General features: G+C 67.4%; 13 protein-coding genes. 7 read left to right on the top strand and 6 right to left on the bottom strand.

Annotated elements, in window-relative coordinates; all coding sequences use genetic code 11:
- Positions 1–48 precede the first annotated feature (48 nt).
- A complete protein-coding gene (locus tag WS69_RS28530; RefSeq protein WP_059473989.1) occupies positions 49–792 on the top strand; it encodes a transporter in 744 nt (247 codons plus the stop codon).
- A gap of 115 nt (positions 793–907) precedes the next feature.
- Here WS69_RS28530 and WS69_RS28525 read toward each other — a convergent pair whose 3' ends face one another.
- Both WS69_RS28525 and WS69_RS28520 read right to left on the bottom strand, forming a co-directional pair.
- On the bottom strand, positions 908–1,270 hold the full coding sequence (locus WS69_RS28525; protein WP_059474053.1) for a hypothetical protein: 363 nt from the start codon (positions 1,268–1,270) through the stop codon (positions 908–910).
- A gap of 55 nt (positions 1,271–1,325) precedes the next feature.
- A complete protein-coding gene (locus WS69_RS28520) occupies positions 1,326–2,744 on the bottom strand; it encodes an aminotransferase-like domain-containing protein (RefSeq protein WP_059473988.1) in 1,419 nt (472 codons plus the stop codon).
- Positions 2,745–2,921: 177 nt separating this feature from the next.
- Here WS69_RS28520 and WS69_RS28515 point away from each other — a divergent pair, with 177 nt between their 5' ends.
- Complete coding sequence (locus tag WS69_RS28515; protein WP_059473987.1) at positions 2,922–5,246, top strand: FdhF/YdeP family oxidoreductase; 2,325 nt, start codon at positions 2,922–2,924, stop codon at positions 5,244–5,246.
- A gap of 12 nt (positions 5,247–5,258) precedes the next feature.
- Positions 5,259–6,167 (top strand): bestrophin family protein, encoded by a 909-nt coding sequence (locus tag WS69_RS28510; protein WP_059473986.1) that lies wholly within the window; start codon positions 5,259–5,261, stop codon positions 6,165–6,167.
- 82 nt (positions 6,168–6,249) lie between these two features.
- On the opposite strand, the gene WS69_RS28505 is transcribed toward WS69_RS28510, so the two are convergent.
- The gene (locus tag WS69_RS28505; protein WP_059473985.1) at positions 6,250–7,563 is read right to left on the bottom strand and encodes an Nramp family divalent metal transporter; all 1,314 of its coding nucleotides are present in this window, start codon (positions 7,561–7,563) and stop codon (positions 6,250–6,252) included.
- Positions 7,564–7,699: 136 nt separating this feature from the next.
- Positions 7,700–8,956, bottom strand: coding sequence for an oxalate decarboxylase family bicupin (locus tag WS69_RS28500; protein ID WP_059473984.1), 1,257 nt, complete (start codon positions 8,954–8,956; stop codon positions 7,700–7,702).
- A gap of 294 nt (positions 8,957–9,250) precedes the next feature.
- On the opposite strand from WS69_RS28500, the gene WS69_RS28495 reads away from it, so the two are divergent.
- Positions 9,251–10,840, top strand: a complete 1,590-nt coding sequence (locus WS69_RS28495) for an ABC transporter substrate-binding protein (protein ID WP_059473983.1) — start codon at positions 9,251–9,253, stop codon at positions 10,838–10,840.
- Positions 10,841–11,032: 192 nt separating this feature from the next.
- Here the strand turns inward: WS69_RS28495 and WS69_RS28490 are convergent, their stop codons facing one another.
- On the bottom strand, positions 11,033–11,638 hold the full coding sequence (locus WS69_RS28490; RefSeq protein WP_059473982.1) for a 2OG-Fe(II) oxygenase: 606 nt from the start codon (positions 11,636–11,638) through the stop codon (positions 11,033–11,035).
- A gap of 113 nt (positions 11,639–11,751) precedes the next feature.
- The gene (locus WS69_RS28485; RefSeq protein ID WP_082716568.1) at positions 11,752–15,153 is read right to left on the bottom strand and encodes an autotransporter domain-containing protein; all 3,402 of its coding nucleotides are present in this window, start codon (positions 15,151–15,153) and stop codon (positions 11,752–11,754) included.
- Between the two features lie 476 nt (positions 15,154–15,629).
- Here WS69_RS28485 and sapR point away from each other — a divergent pair, with 476 nt between their 5' ends.
- From sapR to WS69_RS28470, 3 genes are all read left to right on the top strand, one after another.
- Positions 15,630–16,520, top strand: a complete 891-nt coding sequence (sapR, locus tag WS69_RS28480; RefSeq protein WP_059474051.1) for a sap1 transcriptional regulator SapR — start codon at positions 15,630–15,632, stop codon at positions 16,518–16,520.
- 11 nt (positions 16,521–16,531) lie between these two features.
- Positions 16,532–17,101 carry a D-alanyl-D-alanine dipeptidase gene (ddpX, locus tag WS69_RS28475; RefSeq protein WP_059473981.1) on the top strand — a complete coding sequence of 190 codons (570 nt, stop codon included), beginning with the start codon at positions 16,532–16,534 and terminating at the stop codon, positions 17,099–17,101.
- A gap of 104 nt (positions 17,102–17,205) precedes the next feature.
- Positions 17,206–18,807 (top strand): ABC transporter substrate-binding protein, encoded by a 1,602-nt coding sequence (locus tag WS69_RS28470; RefSeq protein WP_059473980.1) that lies wholly within the window; start codon positions 17,206–17,208, stop codon positions 18,805–18,807.
- The last annotated feature ends 5 nt before the right edge of the window (positions 18,808–18,812 follow it).

Raw genomic sequence — 18,812 nt, 5'->3', positions numbered from 1 at the left:
CCGCGCGCGGCGCGCGCGCCGGCCGCTCGTTTCATCGAAGGTGACGATATGAAAAGAATGCTTCCGCTCGCAGCCGCAGGCGCCCTTTTCGCGCCCTCCGGCGCGCAAGCCGACCACCCGTTCACGTCCGACGACACCAACACGCAAGGCGACGGTAGCTGGCAGTACGAAATGAACGTCGAGCGCACGTCGAAGCAGTCCGACATCGGCCGCCAGCAGCTCTGGAACACGACGCTCACGCGCGGCTTCGGCGAGCGCGTCGATCTGTACATGCAAGCGCCGTACACGCACGTGCAGACACGCTCCGACGAACAGGGCTCAGGCTTCGGCGACATCGAAATCGGCGCGAAATGGCTCGTGCTGGAACGCGGGCCGTTCAGCATCGCGGTGAAGCCGCGCTTCACGGTGCCGGTCGGCGACGACGCGCGCGGCCTCGGCAACGGCCGCGTGAACGCGGGCGCGATGCTGCTCGCGCAGTACGACATCGCACGCGTGCAACTGCTCGCCAATGCAGGCCTGATGTATCAGCCAAATCGCCAGGACGGCCTGACGTCGATCTGGCAGGCGTCCGGCGCGGCGATCTATCGCGCGACGGACAAGCTGCGGCTGGGCATCGACGTCGGGATCTCGCGCAATCCCGAGCGCGGCGCCGGCGCGAATCCAGCGTACGTGATCGCGGGTGCGATCTACTCGCCGCGCGGCTGGCTCGATCTCGACATCGGCTATCGGCGCGGGCTCAACGATCAGATCTACGATCATTCGTTGATGGCGGGGATCTCGGCGCGGTGGTAAGCCGGATCATTGCTGCATGACGGCGGGGCGGTCCGTGGACCGCCCCGCTCTTGTTTACGCCGCCCGTCGAATCGTGCCCGCATGCGTGTCGTCGATTCGCACGCGCGTGGTTGCGTCAGGCGTCGCCACGCGCCGCGGCAGCATCGCCGAAAAGCGCAGCGCACCATTCCAGCCCCTGCGCCGTCAGCATCGCGCGGCCCGTGCCGTCGTCGCGCAGGATCGTCTCGGTCAAGCCGGCCGCATCGAGCTGCGTCAACGTGCGCCGCAGCGTGCTCATCGGCACGCGCGCGCGTTTGCCGAGCTTCGCGAGCGACCACGGCGCGCCGCGCGCTTCGACGGCCGCATCGCGCAATCGCAGCAGCACCGCGACGATCGCCGGATCGAGCCGGCCGTCGTCATCGTCATGCGAGATCGCATCCCGTTCGTCGACCTCCGCCGAACCGCCTCGCTCGTTCCGCTCGCCGTGATCCCCTTCCATCATCATCGTCCCGTCCTCTCGTCGATCGGGCGCGCGCCGCGCATCGCCCCACCCGTCATCTCTTTGCACATACCGCCGCCAACCGGCCGACCGTCTTCACCGCCTCCTCGATCTGCCGAGACCACGGATAGCTGTAATTGAGCCGGATGAAGCGCCGATACGCGCCCGTCGTCGAGAACATGTGCCCCGGCCCGAGCGTGATCTTCTGCGCGAGCGCGAGCCGGTACAGCTCCATCGCATCGGCGCCGCCCGGCAGCTCGACCCACAGCACGTAGCCGCCGCGCGGCTGCGACAGCCGCGTGCCGTCCGGAAAGAAGCGCCGCACCATCGCCGCCATCATGCTCGCCTGCTGCGCATAGAGCTTGCGAATCCGCCGCAGATGATGATCGTAGCCATCGTGCTTCAGATACTCGGCGATCGCGAGCTGGTCGATCGCGGGCGTCGCGAGCGTGTTCAGGAACTTGAGCTTTTCGACCTGATCGCGGTAGCGCCCCGGCATCGCCCAGCCGATCCGGTACGCGGGCGACAGGCTCTTCGAGAACGACGCGCAGTGCAACACGAGCCCGCGAGAATCGAACGCCTTCAGCGTGCTCGGCCGCGCGGCGCCATAGTAAAGCTCGTGATAGACGTCGTTCTCGATCGCGGGCACGTCGTGCCGCGCGAGCAGCTCGACAAGCGCGCGCTTGCACTCGTCCGGCATCAGAAAGCCGAGCGGATTCTGGAAATTCGGCATCACCATGCAAGCGGCAATGCGCTCGCTCGCAAGGATCCGCGCGAGCGCGTCGATGTCGATTCCCTCGCCCGGATGCGTCGCGACCTCGATCGCGCGCATCCCGAGCCGCTCGATCGCGTGCAGCATCGCATAGAACGTCGGCGATTCGACTGCGATCGTGTCGCCCGGCTTCGCGACCGCCTGCAGGCACAGATTGATCGCCTCGGTCGCACCGATCGTCACGACGATCTCGTCCGGATCGACCGCGACGCCGCTCTCCAGATAGCGGCGCGCGATCTGCCGGATCAGCTCCGGATTGCCGGGCGGCAAGTCGTCGATCACGCCCCAGCGCGTGCGCCGCCGCGCGATCGCCTGCGCGTGCCGCGCGATCCGCTGCGCGGGAAACGGCGTCGCATCCGGATACGGCGAGCCGAGCGGCACCGCGTCGTCGCGCGCGATCGAGCGCAGCGTCGACAGCACGAGCCGGCTCACGTCGACGGCCGACGACACCGCGACGGGCGTCGACGCATGCAGTTCCGGCTCCGGCGCGTCCTGCCGCGCGCGCACGAAATAGCCGGACTGCGGCCGGCTCTCGATCGCGCCGCGGCTCTCGAGCACCAGATACGCGCGCACGACGGTCGTGACGCTGAGCCGGTGCTGGCGGCTCGCCTGCCGCACCGACGGAATCCGCTCGCCCGGCCGGTAGACGCCGCGCCGGATCATCGCCTCGATGTCGTCCGCGAGCTGTTCGTAGCGCTTCACCGCGTGCCTCGATTGTCCGTTTGTCGATACGCAAGAGTACAGTTTCTTGACGCAACGCACCAGAAGTGCGAACTGTACTCTTTTTCTTTCCGACGAGGTGTGCTCCCGGCCCACGCCGCCGAGCGCGTACGCTTCATTCCGTCGCCGTCCCCAACCGGCGCTCAGACTCTTCAAGACATGAAAACCAAGGAACCCGACGCGCGCATCGAACCGTACGCCCATCCGGCGGGCGGCTGGGGCGCACTCAAGTACGTCGCGATCAACCTGTTCAAGGAAAAGGTATCGGGCGGCAACTACCGCGCGCTGCTGCGCCAGAACCAGCCGGACGGCTTCGACTGCCCCGGCTGCGCGTGGCCCGATCGCCAGCACGCGTCGACGTTCGAATTCTGCGAGAACGGCGTGAAAGCCGTCGCCGCCGAGGCGACCGCGAAGCGCGTGACGCCCGCGTTCTTCGCCGAGCACACGGTCGCGTCGCTCCTCGAACAGTCCGATTACGAACTCGAGCAGCACGGCCGCCTCACCGATCCGATGGTCTACGACGCCGCCAGCGACCGCTACGTGCCGATCGCATGGGACGCCGCGTTCGAGCTGATCGCGAAACGCCTGCGCGCGCTCGGCGATCCGGACCGCGCGGCGTTCTACACGTCGGGCCGCGCGAGCAACGAGGCCGCGTTCCTGTACCAGCTGCTCGTGCGCTACTACGGCACGAACAACTTCCCCGACTGCTCGAACATGTGCCACGAGGCGACGAGTCGCGGGCTGCCGGCCACGGTCGGCGTCGGCAAGGGCACCGTCACGCTCGACGATTTCGAGGCGGCCGACACGCTGCTGATCTTCGGCCAGAATCCGGCGACGAACCACCCGCGGATGATGGGCGAGCTGCGTGAATGCGCGAAGCGCGGCGCGACGATCGTGTCGATCAATCCGCTGAAGGAGCGCGGGCTCGAACGCTTCGCGAGCCCGCAGCACCCCGCCGAGATGCTGACGATGTCGAGCACGCCGATCGCGTCGATGTTCGTGCAGCCGGCCGTCGGCGGCGATTTCGCGCTGATCAAGGGCGTCGCGAAGCGCGTGGTCGAGCTCGACGACGCGGCGCGCGAGCGCGGCGACGCACGTGTGCTCGACGTCGACTTCATCGCCGGGCATACGGCCGGCTTCGACGCGTTCGCGTCCGATCTGCGCGCGGAAAGCTGGGCCGCGCTGACCGCGGAAAGCGGCGTGCCGCACGAGCAGATCGACGCGCTCGCGCAAATCTACGTGCGCGGCGAGCGCGTGATCGCGACGTGGGGAATGGGCATCACGCAGCACAAGCATTCGGTCGCGACCGTGCACATGCTGTCGAACCTGATGCTGATGCGCGGCAACATCGGCCGTCCGGGCGCGGGCCTTTGTCCCGTGCGCGGGCACTCGAACGTGCAGGGCAACCGCACGGTCGGCATCGAGGAGAAGCCGTCCGATGCGTTCCTCGACCGGCTCGGCCAGGCGTTCGGCTTCGCGCCGCCGCGCGGCCACGGCTACGACGTCGTCGAGACGATCGAAGCGATGCTCGACGGCCGCATCGGTGTGTTCGTCGGCCTCGGCGGCAACTTCGCGATGGCGACGCCCGACACGCCGCGCACGTGGCAGGGCCTGCGCAATTGCGGCCTGACCGTCCACATCACGACGAAGCTGAACCGCAGCCACCTCGTGCACGGCCGCGAAGCGCTGATCCTGCCGACGCTCGGCCGCACCGAGATCGATCTGCAGAACGGCGTCGCGCAGGGCGTGACGGTCGAGGATTCGATGTGCATGGTTCACGTGTCGTACGGGATGAACAAGCCGGCGTCGCCGCATCTGCTGTCGGAGACCGCGATCGTCGCGCGGCTCGGGCATGCGCTCTTCGGCAGCGGCGAAATCGACTGGCTCGGCTACATGAACGACTATGCGAAGATCCGCGATGCGATCGAGACGAGCATCGAAGGCTTCGACGATTACAACGCGCGGATCGCGCAGCCGGGCGGCTTCCACATGCGGATCGCGTCGCGCGAGCGCGAATGGCTCACGCCGACCGGCAAGGCGAACTTCATCGTTCACGCGCTGCCCGTCGACTCGCCGATCCAGCGCGCCCGCGCGCGCTACGGCGAGCGGCTGATGACGCTGATGACGACGCGCTCGCACGATCAGTACAACACGACGATCTACGCGCTCGACGACCGCTATCGCGGCGTGTTCGGCCAGCGGCGCGTCGTGTTCGCAAACGCGGCCGACCTCGCGATGCTCGGCCTCGAAGCGGGCGAGCGCGTCGCTCTCGAAACGGTGTGGGACGACGGGATCGAGCGGCGCGTCGACGGGTTCCTGCTCGTCGCGTACGACATTCCGCGCGGCTGCCTCGGCGCGTACTACCCGGAGACGAATCCGCTCGTGCCGCTCGACAGCGTCGGCGACGTCTGCAACACGCCGACGTCGAAGTCGATTCCGGTGCTGATGCATCGATCCGCTGCCGATGCGCAGCAAGCGGCATGACACGGTGAGCGCATGATCGTCAGACCGCGCGAGCACTGGTTCCGAATGCTGTTCGTCTGGGACGGTTCGGTGCTCCAATCGATTCTGCCGCAGCTCGCGCTGATGAGCGCCGTGAGCGTCGTCGCGCTGCTGACGGACGGCCGCATTCTCGGCGAGAAGGTGCCGCTCAACCCGACGCCGTTCACGCTCGCGGGCCTCGCGCTCGCGATCTTCGCCGCGTTCCGCAACAACGCGAGCTACGACCGCTACTGGGAGGCGCGCAAGCTGTGGGGCGGCGCGCTGACGGCGGCGCGCGCGCTGACGTCGCAAGCGCTCAGCTACGACGCAACAGCCGACGGCGCCGCGTTCGCGCGCGCGACGGCGGGCTTCGTGTACGCGCTCAAGCACCAGTTGCGCGGCGCCGATCCGGCGGACGACCTGCGCCGCTGCCTGCCCGCCGACTGGCTCGCGCCCGTCGCGGCCGCGCAATATCGGCCGGTCGCGATCCTGCACGCGCTGCGCGGCCGGCTCGCCGAGCGGCATCGTTGCGGCGCGCTCACCGACACGCAGCTGTGGATGCTCGACGCGCAACTCAACGAGCTCGGCGCGAAACTCGCGGGCTGCGAGCGAATCGCGTCCACGCCGATCCCGTTTCCGTATCACGTGCTGCTGCACCGGACCGTCTACGCGTACTGCGTGATGCTGCCGTTCGGGCTCGTCGATTCGATCGGCATCGCGACGCCGTTCGTCTCGGTATTCGTGTCGTACACGCTGATCGCGCTCGACGCGATCGCAGGCGAGATCGCCGATCCGTTCGGCGACGGGCCGAACCATCTCGCACTCGATGCGCTGACACGACAGATCGAGCGCTCGCTGCTCGAATTGGCCGGCGTGCCGCTGCCGGATGAGGTGCCCGCCGGGCCGAGCCATCGGCTGTCGTGACGGTGGCGGTGCGGCGACCGATGTCTCTGCGCGCCGCGCGCCGGCTATCGCATGCACCGCTCGGCGTCCGTCACGCGTTCGATCAATCGAACGCCGCCCAGATCAGATAGACGTTCAACGCGACGATCGCCGCCGCCGCCGCGCTCGCCGCGAAGACCATCGGCAGGCGCAGCGCAAAATCGCCGAGCACCGCGCGCCGGCTCGACAACCGCAGCAGCGCGACCATCGGCAGCGGCAGCACGAGGCTCAGCACGACCTGGCTCAGCACCATCGCGCGCGTGACGTCGCAGCCGAGCGCGACGATCGCGAACGCGGGCGCGATCGTCACGAGCCGCCGCACCCAGATCGGCACGCGGCGGCGCAGGAAGCCCTGCATCACGACCTGCCCGGCGAGCGTGCCGACGACCGAGCTCGACACGCCCGACGCGAGCAGCGCGACGAGAAAGAGCGCGCCCGCCGCCGGTCCGAGCAGCGGAATCAGCGTGTGATACGCGTCGCCGATGTCGGCCATTCCCGGCATCGTCTCGTGGAACGCCGACGACGCCATCATCACCATCGCGATGTTCACGAAGCCGGCGACGCCGAGCGCGACCGTCACCTCGCGGTTCGAGAAGCGCAGCAGCAGCCGGCGCTCGCGGTCGTTGCGCGGCGTCGTGCGTTGCTGCGTGAGGCCCGAGTGCAGATAGAGCGTGTGCGGCATGATCGTCGCGCCGATGATGCCGACCGCGAGCGTGAGCGCCGCGCGGTCGCGCAAGTGCGGCACGACGAGATGGTAGGCGGCCGCATGCCAGTCCTGCGGCGCGATCAGCAGTTCGCCGAGATAGCTCGCGCCGATCACGCCGACCAACGCCGCGATCGCCGCTTCGAGCGGCCGGAAGCCGCGCTTTTCGAGCGTGAGGATCGCGCAGGTCAGCACGGCCGTCGCGCCCATCCCGACGATGAGCGGCAAATGAAACAGCAGCCCGAACGCGAGCGCGCCGCCCAGGAATTCGGCGAGGTCGGTCGCCATCGCGGCGATCTCCGACGCCGCCCACATCCCCCAGACGACGGGCCGCGGAAAATGCTCGCGGCACAGCTCGGCGAGGTTGCGGCCCGTCACGATGCCGAGCTTCGCCGACATCGCCTGGAACACCATCGCGATCACGTTCGCGGCCAGCACGACCCACAGCAGCGCGTAGCCGTACGCGGCGCCCGCCTGGATATTGGTCGCAAAGTTGCCGGGGTCCATGTAGCCGATCGACGCGATCACGGCCGGCCCGACGAACGGCAGCGCGGCCGCGACGCCCTTGCGGCGCCCTTCGAGCGCGTCGCGCGCCGCGCGGACGGTGCGCGACGTCGCCTCGCCGGCCAGCGCGAAATCGCCGGCGGATTTGCTTATCGTGGTGGAGGAAAGCATGGTGTGTGTCCGTTCGAGTTCTGAATGGTTCGGAGTGTTTCTGAATGCGCGGCGCGGCAAGCCGGAACGCCCGCCGGCCGCGCGGCCGGGCGGCGGCCGCCGCCGTGACCGTTTCGGCCGCTCGCCCGCCGCGCGATTACGCCGGCACCACGTCCGGCCGGTTGCGCGGAAAGCGCGCGATCACGTCGGGCGCGACGTTCAGGTGCGCTTCGACGAGCTTCGGCGGCGTGTGCGCGAGCCAGTCGGACAACGACACCTCCGCGTAGCGGTCGGCCTTGAAGATCTCGAGGAACACGAGATCGGTATTGCCCGTGTTCTGCACGTAGTGGCCGAGGCTCTTCTTCACGTAGCCGACGTCGCCCGCGCGGAAATCCGCCGTCTGCGCCTTCGGGCCGGTGTCGAACACCGTCATCCTCGCCTGGCCCCGGATGTAGTACTGCCATTCGTCCGCGTTCGGGTGCCAGTGCAGCTCGCGCATGCCGCCCGGCTTCACCGTGACGAGCGCGGCCGCGATGGTCTTCGACACGTCGAAACTCGTGCTGTCGACGATCCGCACTTCGCCGCCGCGCGTCTTCACGGTCGGCTTCATGTCGCCCATCGAGAAGATGAACGGATGCTTCGGCGCGCCGCGCGACGACGCTGACGCCCGCTGCGCATCCGCGAGCGCCCCCGGATCGTCGCCCTGGAAAATCCACAGGTTGTCGAGCGGAATGTTCCTGAACGCGTCGGCGGGCACGCCGAAGTTCAGCGCGAGCACGTCGGGCGGCGTGTGGGCGATCCAGTCCGTCACCAGCAGCGTGTTGAATTCGGACGCGCGGCCGTTGTCGAACGCGAGCAGGAATTCGGCGCCGTCGACGCCGAGCCCCTGCAGCGAATGCGGCAGCCCCGGCGGGAAATACCATAGATCGCCCGCCTTCACGTCCTGCACGGACGGCCGCCCTTCTTCATCGAGCACGGTGATCCGGCAGCGGCCGTCGAGCATGAATGCCCATTCGGCCTGCTGGTGCCAATGCATCTCGCGAATGCCGCCACGCGTCAAGCGCATGTTGACGCCGGCAATCGTTTCGGAAATCGCGAAATCGTCCTGGGTGACTTCGCGCGCCCAGCCGCCGTCCTGAATTCGCTTGTGCGCATTATTGAACGATGCCCAGAAAATCGGCATCCCGTTAATATCGGTCGCCGGCGGATTCTGAAAAGACGGGAATTCGTTCATCAACGCCTGGTTTTTCGGACCCGGGTCGGTCAGGCTCTGCGGATTGCGCGCATTCACCGCGCCTTCGGGCGGACTATCCGGATTGCCGAACGATGCGGCCTTCGCGGAAACGGCGATGCCGGCGGCGGCGAGCGCGCCGGCCGTATTGGCGAGCATCTTGCGTCGGGACAGGTTTGTCATGTTTGCCTCTTCTATCGTTTCTCAAAAAAATGGCTTTCGCGAAATATCAATTCTATTTTCGATAAATTGATCATCCCGCCACGCAAGTTAAATACAAATAATCAAAAAAATTAAATGACTTGTTAATATGAATCGATGAATTAATCTGATTTACTTTAAGTTTGTAATATTCGCGTGCCGGCGCGGCGCGTTTTGCGGCAGCGCGGCGCGGCGGCGCGCCGCGCCGGTCGAGGTTTCTGAAACGCGCCCGGCAATGAGAGAATCGGGCTCGACACCCTTTCCGACGGAGCCTCGATGAAGCACTTGCTGTCCAAGCTCGCGGCGAGCGCCGCGCTCGTCGCGCTGGCGGCCGCGTTCCCCGTGCACGCCGCCACCCCACCCGGCATCTTCGTGATCGCGACGCAGCTCGGCGAATTCACGACGCTCGATCCGAGCGAGATCTACGAACTCGTCTCGTCCGAATACGTCGCGAACGCCTATGAGCGGCTCGTGCGCGTCGATCTGCGTGATCCGTCGAAGTTCGAAGGCCGGATCGCGCAATCGTGGAGCGTCGGCGCCGACGGCGCGACCTACACGTTCAAGCTGCGCCCCGGCCTCAAGTTCCACTCGGGCAATCCGGTGACGGCCGACGACGTCGCGTGGTCATTGCAGCGCACGGTGCTGCTCGACAAGGGACCGGCCGGCGTGCTCGCGGACCTGGGCCTCACGAAGGACAACGTCGCGCGGAAAGTGAAGAAGATCGACGACATGACCGTATCGATCGAAACCGACCGCAAGTACGCGCCGAGCTTCGTGCTGAACGTGCTGAGCGCCGATCCGGCGTCGATCGTCGACAAGAAGCTGCTGCTGTCGCACGAGAAGAACGGCGACTTCGGCAACGGCTGGCTGAAGAACGCCGACGCGGGCTCGGGCCCGTACCGGCTCGTCAAGTGGACGCCGAACGAGAGCCTCGTGCTGCAACGCTTCGACGGCTACCGCACGCCGTATCCGATGAAGCGCATCGTGCTGCGGCACGTGCCCGAAGCGTCCGCGCAGCGCCTCTTGCTCGAGAACGGCGATGTCGACGCCGCCCGCAACCTGAGCCCCGACAGCCTCGATGCGCTGTCGAAGGCGGGCAAGATCAAGGTCGCGTCGTGGCCCGTGTCCGCGCTGCTGTACCTGAGCCTGAACACGAAGAATCCGAATCTCGCGAAGCCCGAGGTGCAAGAAGCGATGAAGTGGCTCGTCGACTACGACGGCATCCAGCGCAACATCGTCAGGACGACGTACAAGGTCCATCAGACCTTCCTGCCGGACGGCTTCCTCGGCGCGCTGAACGCGAATCCGTACAGGCAGAACGTCGAGAAGGCGAAGGCGCTCCTCGCGAAAGCCGGGCTGCCGAACGGCTTCTCGGTGTCGATGGACATGCCGAACGACTATCCGTACATCGAGATCGCGCAGGCGCTGCAGGCGAACTTCGCGCAAGGCGGGATCAAGGTGAAGCTGATTCCGGGCGACGCGAAGCAGGCGATCGGCAAGTACCGCGCACGCCAGCACGATATCTTCATCGGCGAATGGTCGCCCGACTACATGGATCCGAACAGCAACGCGCGCGGCTTCGCATGGAATCCTGACAATTCGGACAACGCGAAGCACAAGCTGCTCGCGTGGCGCAACGGCTGGGATGTGCCGCGGCTCACCGCGCAGACCGACGCGGCGCTCGCCGAGCCGTCGACCGCGAAGCGCGCGCAGCAGTATCAGGCGCTGCAAAAAGCGGTGCTCGCGAATTCGCCGTTCGTGATCATGTTCGAGAAGGTCGTGCAGGTCGCCACGCGGCCGGGCGTGACAGGCCCGGAGATCGGGCCGATCAACGATCTCGTGTCGTACCAGACGCTGAAGAAGTGACGACGCCGGCGTCCGCTCGAGCTCGGGCTTGCGCTCAGGTTTGCGCGATCACCGCGCCGCGATTCGTCGCGGCGCAGTGATCGTCGGCCGGCTCGTCATTCGCAGTCTCTTCCGAAATCGCGGCCGGCGGATATCGGCGTATGCATCGGCCGCAGCGATCTTACGCCGCCCGTGCGCACCGACACCCGCCCGTCACGACAGCCATTGCGTCTTGAACATCAGCGTGATCCGCATCGTCGGGCAGGCGCGCGACACGCCGCGCGCAACGTGATAGACGAAGCCCGGAAAAATCAGCAGCCGGTTCGGCTTCGGATACACCGCGGACAGGATGTCGCTGCGGTCCTTGTTGAAGAGTATCGTCTCGCCGCCCCAATCGGGATCCCAGCGCTCGTGCGGGTAATACACCGCCGTGCACGCGCCCGTCGCGAGCGAATCCGTATGCACCGATCCGTCGACGCCGTAAGGAAGGCCGTTCGCGTAGCAGCTCTGCAGTTCGTGCTGCTTCAGATGGGTCTGCGCCAGTCGCTGCCAGCATGCATGCAACGGTGGCGCGGCACGCGCCAATTCGTCGCCCGCGCCCGGCCCGACGCGGGATCGAGCAGGGTCTGTCGCGCCCGCGAAATGCCGATTCCAGAACGGCTGCGTCCCCGCGCCGTTGTGCGAGCGCCAGCCGTGGCTCCATTGGCCCGTCGACAGGAATCGGTAGATTTCCGCGTGCTCGCGCGGCGGCAGCAGATCGTCGATGATCGTGATGTCCTGCCAGGCGCCGGACGCGCCCGGGCGGGATGAAATATCCATCGTTGTCCCCGTGAATGTCGATGACGGCTCGATGCGCCACCCGCGTTGCCGCAACGGCCACGTGCGCGACGCGCGGGGCGCGGCCGTTGTCCGGTCCGCGCCCCGCGCGCCCGTCAGAACTTCCAGTGCAGACTGCCTTGCACCGCATGATCCGACTGACGGCTCGCTAGCGATCCCGAGTAACCGACACTCAGCCGCCCGTTCCTGCCGAGCTCGAGCCCGGCGCTCAGGTTCAGCACCGCCGCATCCTTCGCCACCGGCACGCTCGACACCGAAAACACGCTGCTCCCCGTCGCGAACGCGAGCGAGCCGACGGGCTGCCCGCCCGTCAGCGCGTGCTGCCAGCCCGCGCTGCCTTGCAGCGTCAGTTGCAGCCGGGACGTGAGGCCCAGCCGCGTCTCGCCGCGCACGCCGAGCGTCGAGAACGTCACGTCATGATTGCCTTCCTGCACGCGCAGCGCCGCCGCGCCGCCGGTTTCGGTCGTCCCGTGGTTCTTCAGATGCACGTACGCGATGCGGCCGAACGGCTCGACCGTCGTGGCGCCGCCGAGTGCGAACTGATAGCCGGTCTCGCCGAAGACCTGCGTCGTTTCCGCGTTCAGCGTGGTCGTCTCGCTTTCGGCGGCCGCACCGTATTGCACCGCGCGGTCGACTCCGCCGCGATGCCATGCATGCACGGCGCCGACGCGCACGCCGAGCGCGCCGGGCTGCCAGCCCGCATACGCGCCGAGGTGGAAGCTGTCGAACGATGCGGACGACGGCTGATCCTTCAAGTGCACGCCGGTGTGACTGTAGCCGGCGAAGCCGCCCGCCCGGAGGCCGTCGCGCGCGGCGGCGTCCGCGCCGGCGAGAAAGCCGCCCGTCGAGCTCGTGTAGCCGTCGACGTCGCCGCTTCCGCTCGCGCTGCCCCACGAGCCGAGCAGCCGCGCCCACGCGCCGGGCCGGCCCGGCGCGCCGCGCACCGTCCACAAGCGGTCGAGCACCGCGTCGCGCACCTGCCGGCTCTCGTTGATGAGCGCCGCATAGGCCGCCGGGTAGATCTCGCCCGTCAGTTGCGCGAGCATCGCCTGCGGCGCCTGCGCCGAAGCCGCGAACAGCACGCTGTTATAGACCGCGCTGCCCGGATTCACCGTTTCCAGCGCATCGGCGACGCTACGCTCGTTGTCGGTGCGCGCAACGCTCGCGAATGGCGTCGCATTGCGATCGATCGTCAGGCTCACGTTCGTCGGGCCGTAGGCCAGCACCGGATTGACGAACAGATAGCCGCCCGGCGTATCGAACCTGCCTTCGACGCCGCCCGCCGCGTTCAGGATCTCGAAGCGCCGGCCCAGCACCGAGCGCGACTGGTCGGGCGTGAGCGGAGGCGGCGCGTTCTCGAGCGCGAGCGTCACCGCGCCGCCGTCGATCCGCGCCTGGCCGCCGGCGTCGATCCGGTCGCTCGCGCCGCTCGGCGACACCTCGACCGCATAGGTCGAACCCTGCGCGAAGCGCACGTCGCCCGACACCGTCAGCGCGCCGACCGAATGCCCGGGCGCGACAGTGCCGTTGGCCGCCGCGGTGAGCGTGCGCACCGTGCCGTTGCCGTTCACGACGCCGCCGTTGCCGACCGACACGCCGCCGCTCACGCCGTCGAGCGACGCCCGGCCACCGTCGACCGTCACATCGGCGGTCCGGCCCGTGATCGCAGCGACGCCGAGCGCGCCGACCACGACATTGCCGCTCGTTCCGCCGAGCGACGCAAAACCGCTCGCCACCCGCACATCCGCCGTCGTGCCGGTGACGGCCGCCGCGCCCTGCCGGTCGACCGACAGGTTCGCGCTCGTTCCCGCGATCGTCGCGACGCCGCCGTTGACGGCGATGTCGGCCGCGCGGCCGTTCACCGTGAGCCGCCCCGCCGGATTGACCACTGCGCCCGCCGCGATCGAGCCGTCGATCCTCAGCTCGCCGCCGTCGACCGTCGTCAGCCCGCGATAGGCGTTCGCGCCGGCAAGCGTCAGCGTGCCGCCGCCCGACTTCACGAGGCTGCCCTGATACTCGCGCGCCTGATAGGCCGCCTCGCGCGCGGCGCCGACCGCATAGTCGATCCTGTCGCCGTCGCTCGCGCCGGCGGGCAGTCCGCGCTCCCAGCCTTTCGTCTTCAGCGTGTCGAGCCACGCCCGATGCTCGGCGTCGTCCTCCAGCTTGCGCGCGGCGAGCGCGACATCGGAAATATCGTTCGACCACACGTCCGCGACGCCCGACGGCAGCGCCGCGTCGAATTTGCCGAGCAACTGGCCCGGACCGTTCATCGCCTTTCTCAGATCGACGAGCCCCCAGCCGCCGAACGGGTTCGGCACGTTCGACGCGCCCGGCTTCGCCGGATGCACGGTCGAGAACAGCCCGTTGTTGGTGTAGTCCGGCCGGCTCGGGTCCGGCTCCATGTTCTGCGCCGTCGTAAACATCACGGACAGCGCCTGCTCGCTCGACATGTACGGGAACCGCTCCATGATCAGCGCGAGCGCGGCCGACGCGTGCGGCGCGGCCGCCGACGTCCCGTTGAAGTTCGCATAGGTCGGGCCCGTCGGCGCCGACGCGCTGCCGGAGTATGACGTGGACGGCACGCCCGTGGGCGCCATCACGCACCACCACTTCGCGATCCCGCATTTGTTGTAGACCTGGCCGCTCAACTGATCGTAGCCCGTCGTCGTCATCCAGCGCCCTTCGAGTTCCGGATGGAAGTACGCATACGAGCCCCGCAGACTGGCGTTGTCGTAGCCGGTGTTGCCCGCGCTGAAGTTGTTGATCACGCCGTCGCGCGACACCTTGGCGGCCGCGTCGAGCCATGTGCCCTGGCCGGTGCGGATGCGCACCGCTTCGTGCAGCTTGTACGCGTCGGCGACGTTCTTCGGCGTGCTGTAGTTTTCGTCGACCGGCTGCGAGCCCCAGCTATTGCTGATGATGCGCACGCCCTTCGCGGCGAGCGCGTCGTAGACCTCGGCGAAATACTTCGCATCCGACGCGGGAAACATCGGATCGGACACGCCGAACCGCAAGCCGTCCGTCGCGTTCGTGTTGCCGACGAACACCTTCGCGTCCGGCGCGACGCCGTGCATGCCGACGCCATCCCGCGCCCCGCCGACGACGCCGCTCACGAGCGTGCCGTGACTGTTGTTGCTCGCGTTCAGCACGCCCGATACGCCCGCCGCCGTCACCGGAATGAATCGGCTGTCGGGCAGTTCCGGATGCTGCGCGTAGTAGCCGGAGTCCAGCACGCCGATCGAGACGTTCGCGCCGGTATAGCCGGCCGCATACGCATACTCGGCGTGCATCGCGCCGAGCCCCCATGCGTTCGTGAATTCCGGCGTGCGCCAGCTCGCCGGGTCGCCTCGCCGGCCCGGGTCCTGGTATGGCGCGACGGGCGCGGTCTGCGCCCATCCGGGGCGGGTCGCGACCGCGGCTGCGGCCGCGACGACCACCGGAACCAGCAGCTTCGACCCTGCGCGCTTCATCGTTCTCGGATATTCACGCCGGGCCATTGAGATTCCCCTCGTTTTCCGATTTATTCGTTCTTTCAACATGGATCATTGATTTTTCTCCTTTTATTATTGGCAGATCAATCGCCCTGCGTCGCTCGCTTCGCATGTCCGTCTCCCGGCGATCGGCCTCGTCGCCGTGGCAGCGCAGTTCCGGCTTGGCGCACGCCCACGGCCAATGGTGCGCGTCGCCGAACCGGCATCGCCCGCTCGCTTGTTTTGTTTGGAACAAGCGATTAAACAGGCGGTGATTTTCATTTCAATGTAATGTCCTGTAATGCGATCGAAATGAGACACGAACAAAAACATCCGCGCAATACTTCAGCCGCGATTCAATGCACAAAAGATTCATGTCGTCGATAATTAAACACTATGAATATAGGAATTTGATAGTTATTTTGATGTGGTATGCCGTATTTTGGCTTTGTTAGATGGATGACAACTTCATCATTCTCGACAGTGCATTAACGCACGCATCCATGCCTCCCGCCTTCGCCCAGACCGTCGAAGCCCGCTTTGCCGAACTGACGCCCACGGCGAAGCGCATCGCGAGCTACATGCTCGCGAACCTCGACCGGCTCGGCCTCGAAACCGCCGACCAGATCGCGCGGCAGGCCGGCACGAGCGGCATCTCGGTCGGGCGCTTCCTGCGCAGCGTCGGCTACCGCAATCTCGACGACCTGAAGCGCGAGTTGCGCGGCGCGACCGAGCGGCCGTGGATGATCACCGATCGCCTCGACGAATACCGCCGCGTGACGAGCGCATGCGCGCCGGCAAGCGACGAGGCCGCGCCGGACGACGCACCCGGTCCGCTCGACGACGCGCTCGCGCGCGAGCTCGACGCGATTCGCCACGCGTACCGGCTCGCGAGCACGCCGGCGTTCGCGCAAGTGGCGGACCGCGTCGCGCGGGCGGACGCGGTGTTCATCCTCGGCATCCAGTCGACGCGCGGGATCAGCAACGCGTTCCACAGCTACCTCGAATATCTGCGGCCGCGCGTGTTCTATTCGGACGGGATGTCGGGTTCGTATGTCGATTCGCTGAACGCCGAATTCGCCGATCCGTACTGCATCGTCACCGACACGCGCGCGTACTCGCGAATCGCGCGCCGCTATTGCGACGCAGCCGTCGCGCGCGGCGTGCGCTTCGCGCTCGTCACCGACGTCTACTGCCCGTGGGCGCGCGAGCTGCCGTGCGACCTGCTGCAGGTGAAGACCGACGTCGGCCAGTTCTGGGATTCGCTCGCGCCGCTCACGTGCCTGTTCAACCTGCTGATCAGCGCGGTCGTCGACCGGCTCGGCGATGCGATCGACACGCGCGTCGCGCGCAACCGCGAGCTGCAGCGCGAGCTCGATCAATTCGAACCGTGACACCGCATCCGATGACGCATCCGCACCTCGTCGAAATCACGCCTCGCACGCACGACGTCGACGTCGACATCGACATCGTCTACGCGACCAACCGCAACTTCACCGGCCGGCCGATCTACGCTCGCGCGCACTGCCTGCTGCTCGCGCCCGCGGAAGCGGCGCTGCGCCGCGCGACGGCGATCGCCGCGCAGATCGGCGTGCGCCTGCGCATCTACGACGCTTACCGGCCGCCGCAGGCGCAGCAAGTACTGTGGTCGTTCCTGCCGGACCGGAACTTCGTCGCCGACCTCGGCCTCGGCTCGAATCACAGCCGCGGCACCGCGCTCGACCTGACGCTCGTCGACGCGCACGGCGACGCGCTCGACATGGGCACGGGTTTCGACGAGATGGTGACGGCGTCGCGCCATTTTCACGACGGCCCGCCCGAGTCCGTGCAGCGCAACCGGCTGCTGCTGCTCGGCGTGATGCACGCAGCGGGCTTCACGCACATTCCTGAAGAGTGGTGGCATTACGAACTGCCCGGCTCGCGCGCATTCCCGCCAATCGACAACGCGGCGAGCGGATCGTGGCGGCTGATGTGACGCCCGCCCGCGCCGCACGCGACAGGCTCGCCACGCCTGCCCCGCAACCGGGCCGAAGCCCGAGCCACGGCCTTCACGCCGAATCCCAGCCCCATGGAGCGCGTATGAAACTCCCGATGCCCAAGCTCGTCTCGGCGCTTGCCGCCGCTTCCGTGCTCGGGGCCGCCCCGGCCCTCGATGCCCACGCGGCGACGCCGAAAGACATGTTCGTAATGGCCACGCTGCTCGACGAATTCATCTCGCTCGATCCGGGCGAAATCTACGAGCTGGTGCCCGAAGAATACGTCGCGAACACCTATGACCGGCTCGTGCGAGTCGATCTCGCCGATCCATCGAAGTTCAACGGCGACGTCGCGCAGTCGTGGACCGTGAGCCCAGACGGCCTCACGTTCACGTTCAAGCTGCGCGCGGGCCTCAAGTTCCATTCGGGCAACCCGCTCACGGCCGACGACGTCGCGTGGTCGATCCAGCGCGCCGTGCTGCTCGACAAGGGACCGGCCGCAGTGCTCGCGGGCATCGGCCTCACGAAGGCGAACGCGCTCGCGAACGTGAAGAAGATCGACGACCTGACGGTCTCGGTGACGACCGACCGCAAGTACGCGCCGACCTTCGCGCTGAACGTGCTCGGCTCGTGGCCGGCGTCGGTCGTCGACAAGCAGCTGCTGCTGTCGCACCAGCAGGGCAACGACTTCGGCAACGGCTGGCTGAAGACCCGCGAGGCGGGCTCGGGCGCGTACCGGCTCGTCAAGTGGACGGCGGGCGAGAGCATCGTGCTGCAACGCTTCGAAGGCTACCGGCTGCCGCTCGCGATGAAGCGGATCGTGCTGCGGCACGTGCCGGAGGCGGCGAGCCAGCGCCTGCTGCTCGAGAGCGGCGACGTCGACGCGGCGCGCGACCTCAGCCCCGACGATATCGCAGCCGTCGCGAAGCACGGCGAGGCGAAGGTCGCGCCGTCGCCGCAGGCGACGCTGCTGTACCTCGGCCTCGACACGAAGAATCCGACGCTCGCGAAGCCCGAAGTCCAGGAGGCGCTGAAATGGCTCGTCGACTACAGCGGGATTCAGAGCCACGTCGTGAAGGCGACCTACAAGGTCCATCAGACGTTCATGCCGGAAGGCTTCCTCGGCACGCTGAACGCGAACCCGTACAAGCTCGACGTCGCGAAGGCGAAGGCGCTCCTCGCGAAGGCCGGCGTGCCGAACGGCTTCACCGTGACGATGGACGTGCGCAACGACTATCCGTACACCGAAATCGCGCAGGCTGTGCAGGCGAACTTCGCGCAGGCGGGCGTCAAGGTGCAGCTGATTCCGGGCGACAACAAGCAGACGCTCGCGAAATATCGCGCGCGCCAGCACGACATCTACATCGGCGAATGGTCTGCGGATTACATCGATCCGCACAGCAACGCGCAAGGATTCGCATGGAACCCGGATAATTCCGATCGGTCCAGCTACAAGATGCTCGCGTGGCGCAACGCCTGGAACATTCCGCAGCTGACCGCGCAAACCGACGCGGCGCTCGCGGAACCGTCGGCGGCGAAGCGCGCGCAACTGTATCAGGCGATGCAGAAGGACGTGCTCGCGAAATCGCCGTTCGTGATCCTGTTCGAGAAAGTCGCGCAGGTCGCGACGCGGCCCGGCGTGAGCGGCCTCGAAGTCGGCCCGATCAACGACCTCGTGTCGTATCGCAATGTGAAGAAGCAGTGACGCAG

Origin of the sequence: Burkholderia sp. BDU5 (assembly GCF_001522845.1) — a bacterium.
GTDB classification, from domain to species: domain Bacteria; phylum Pseudomonadota; class Gammaproteobacteria; order Burkholderiales; family Burkholderiaceae; genus Burkholderia; species Burkholderia mayonis.
Note: the sequence above shows the minus strand (reverse complement) of the source record. Positions and strands in the feature narration are given on the sequence as shown.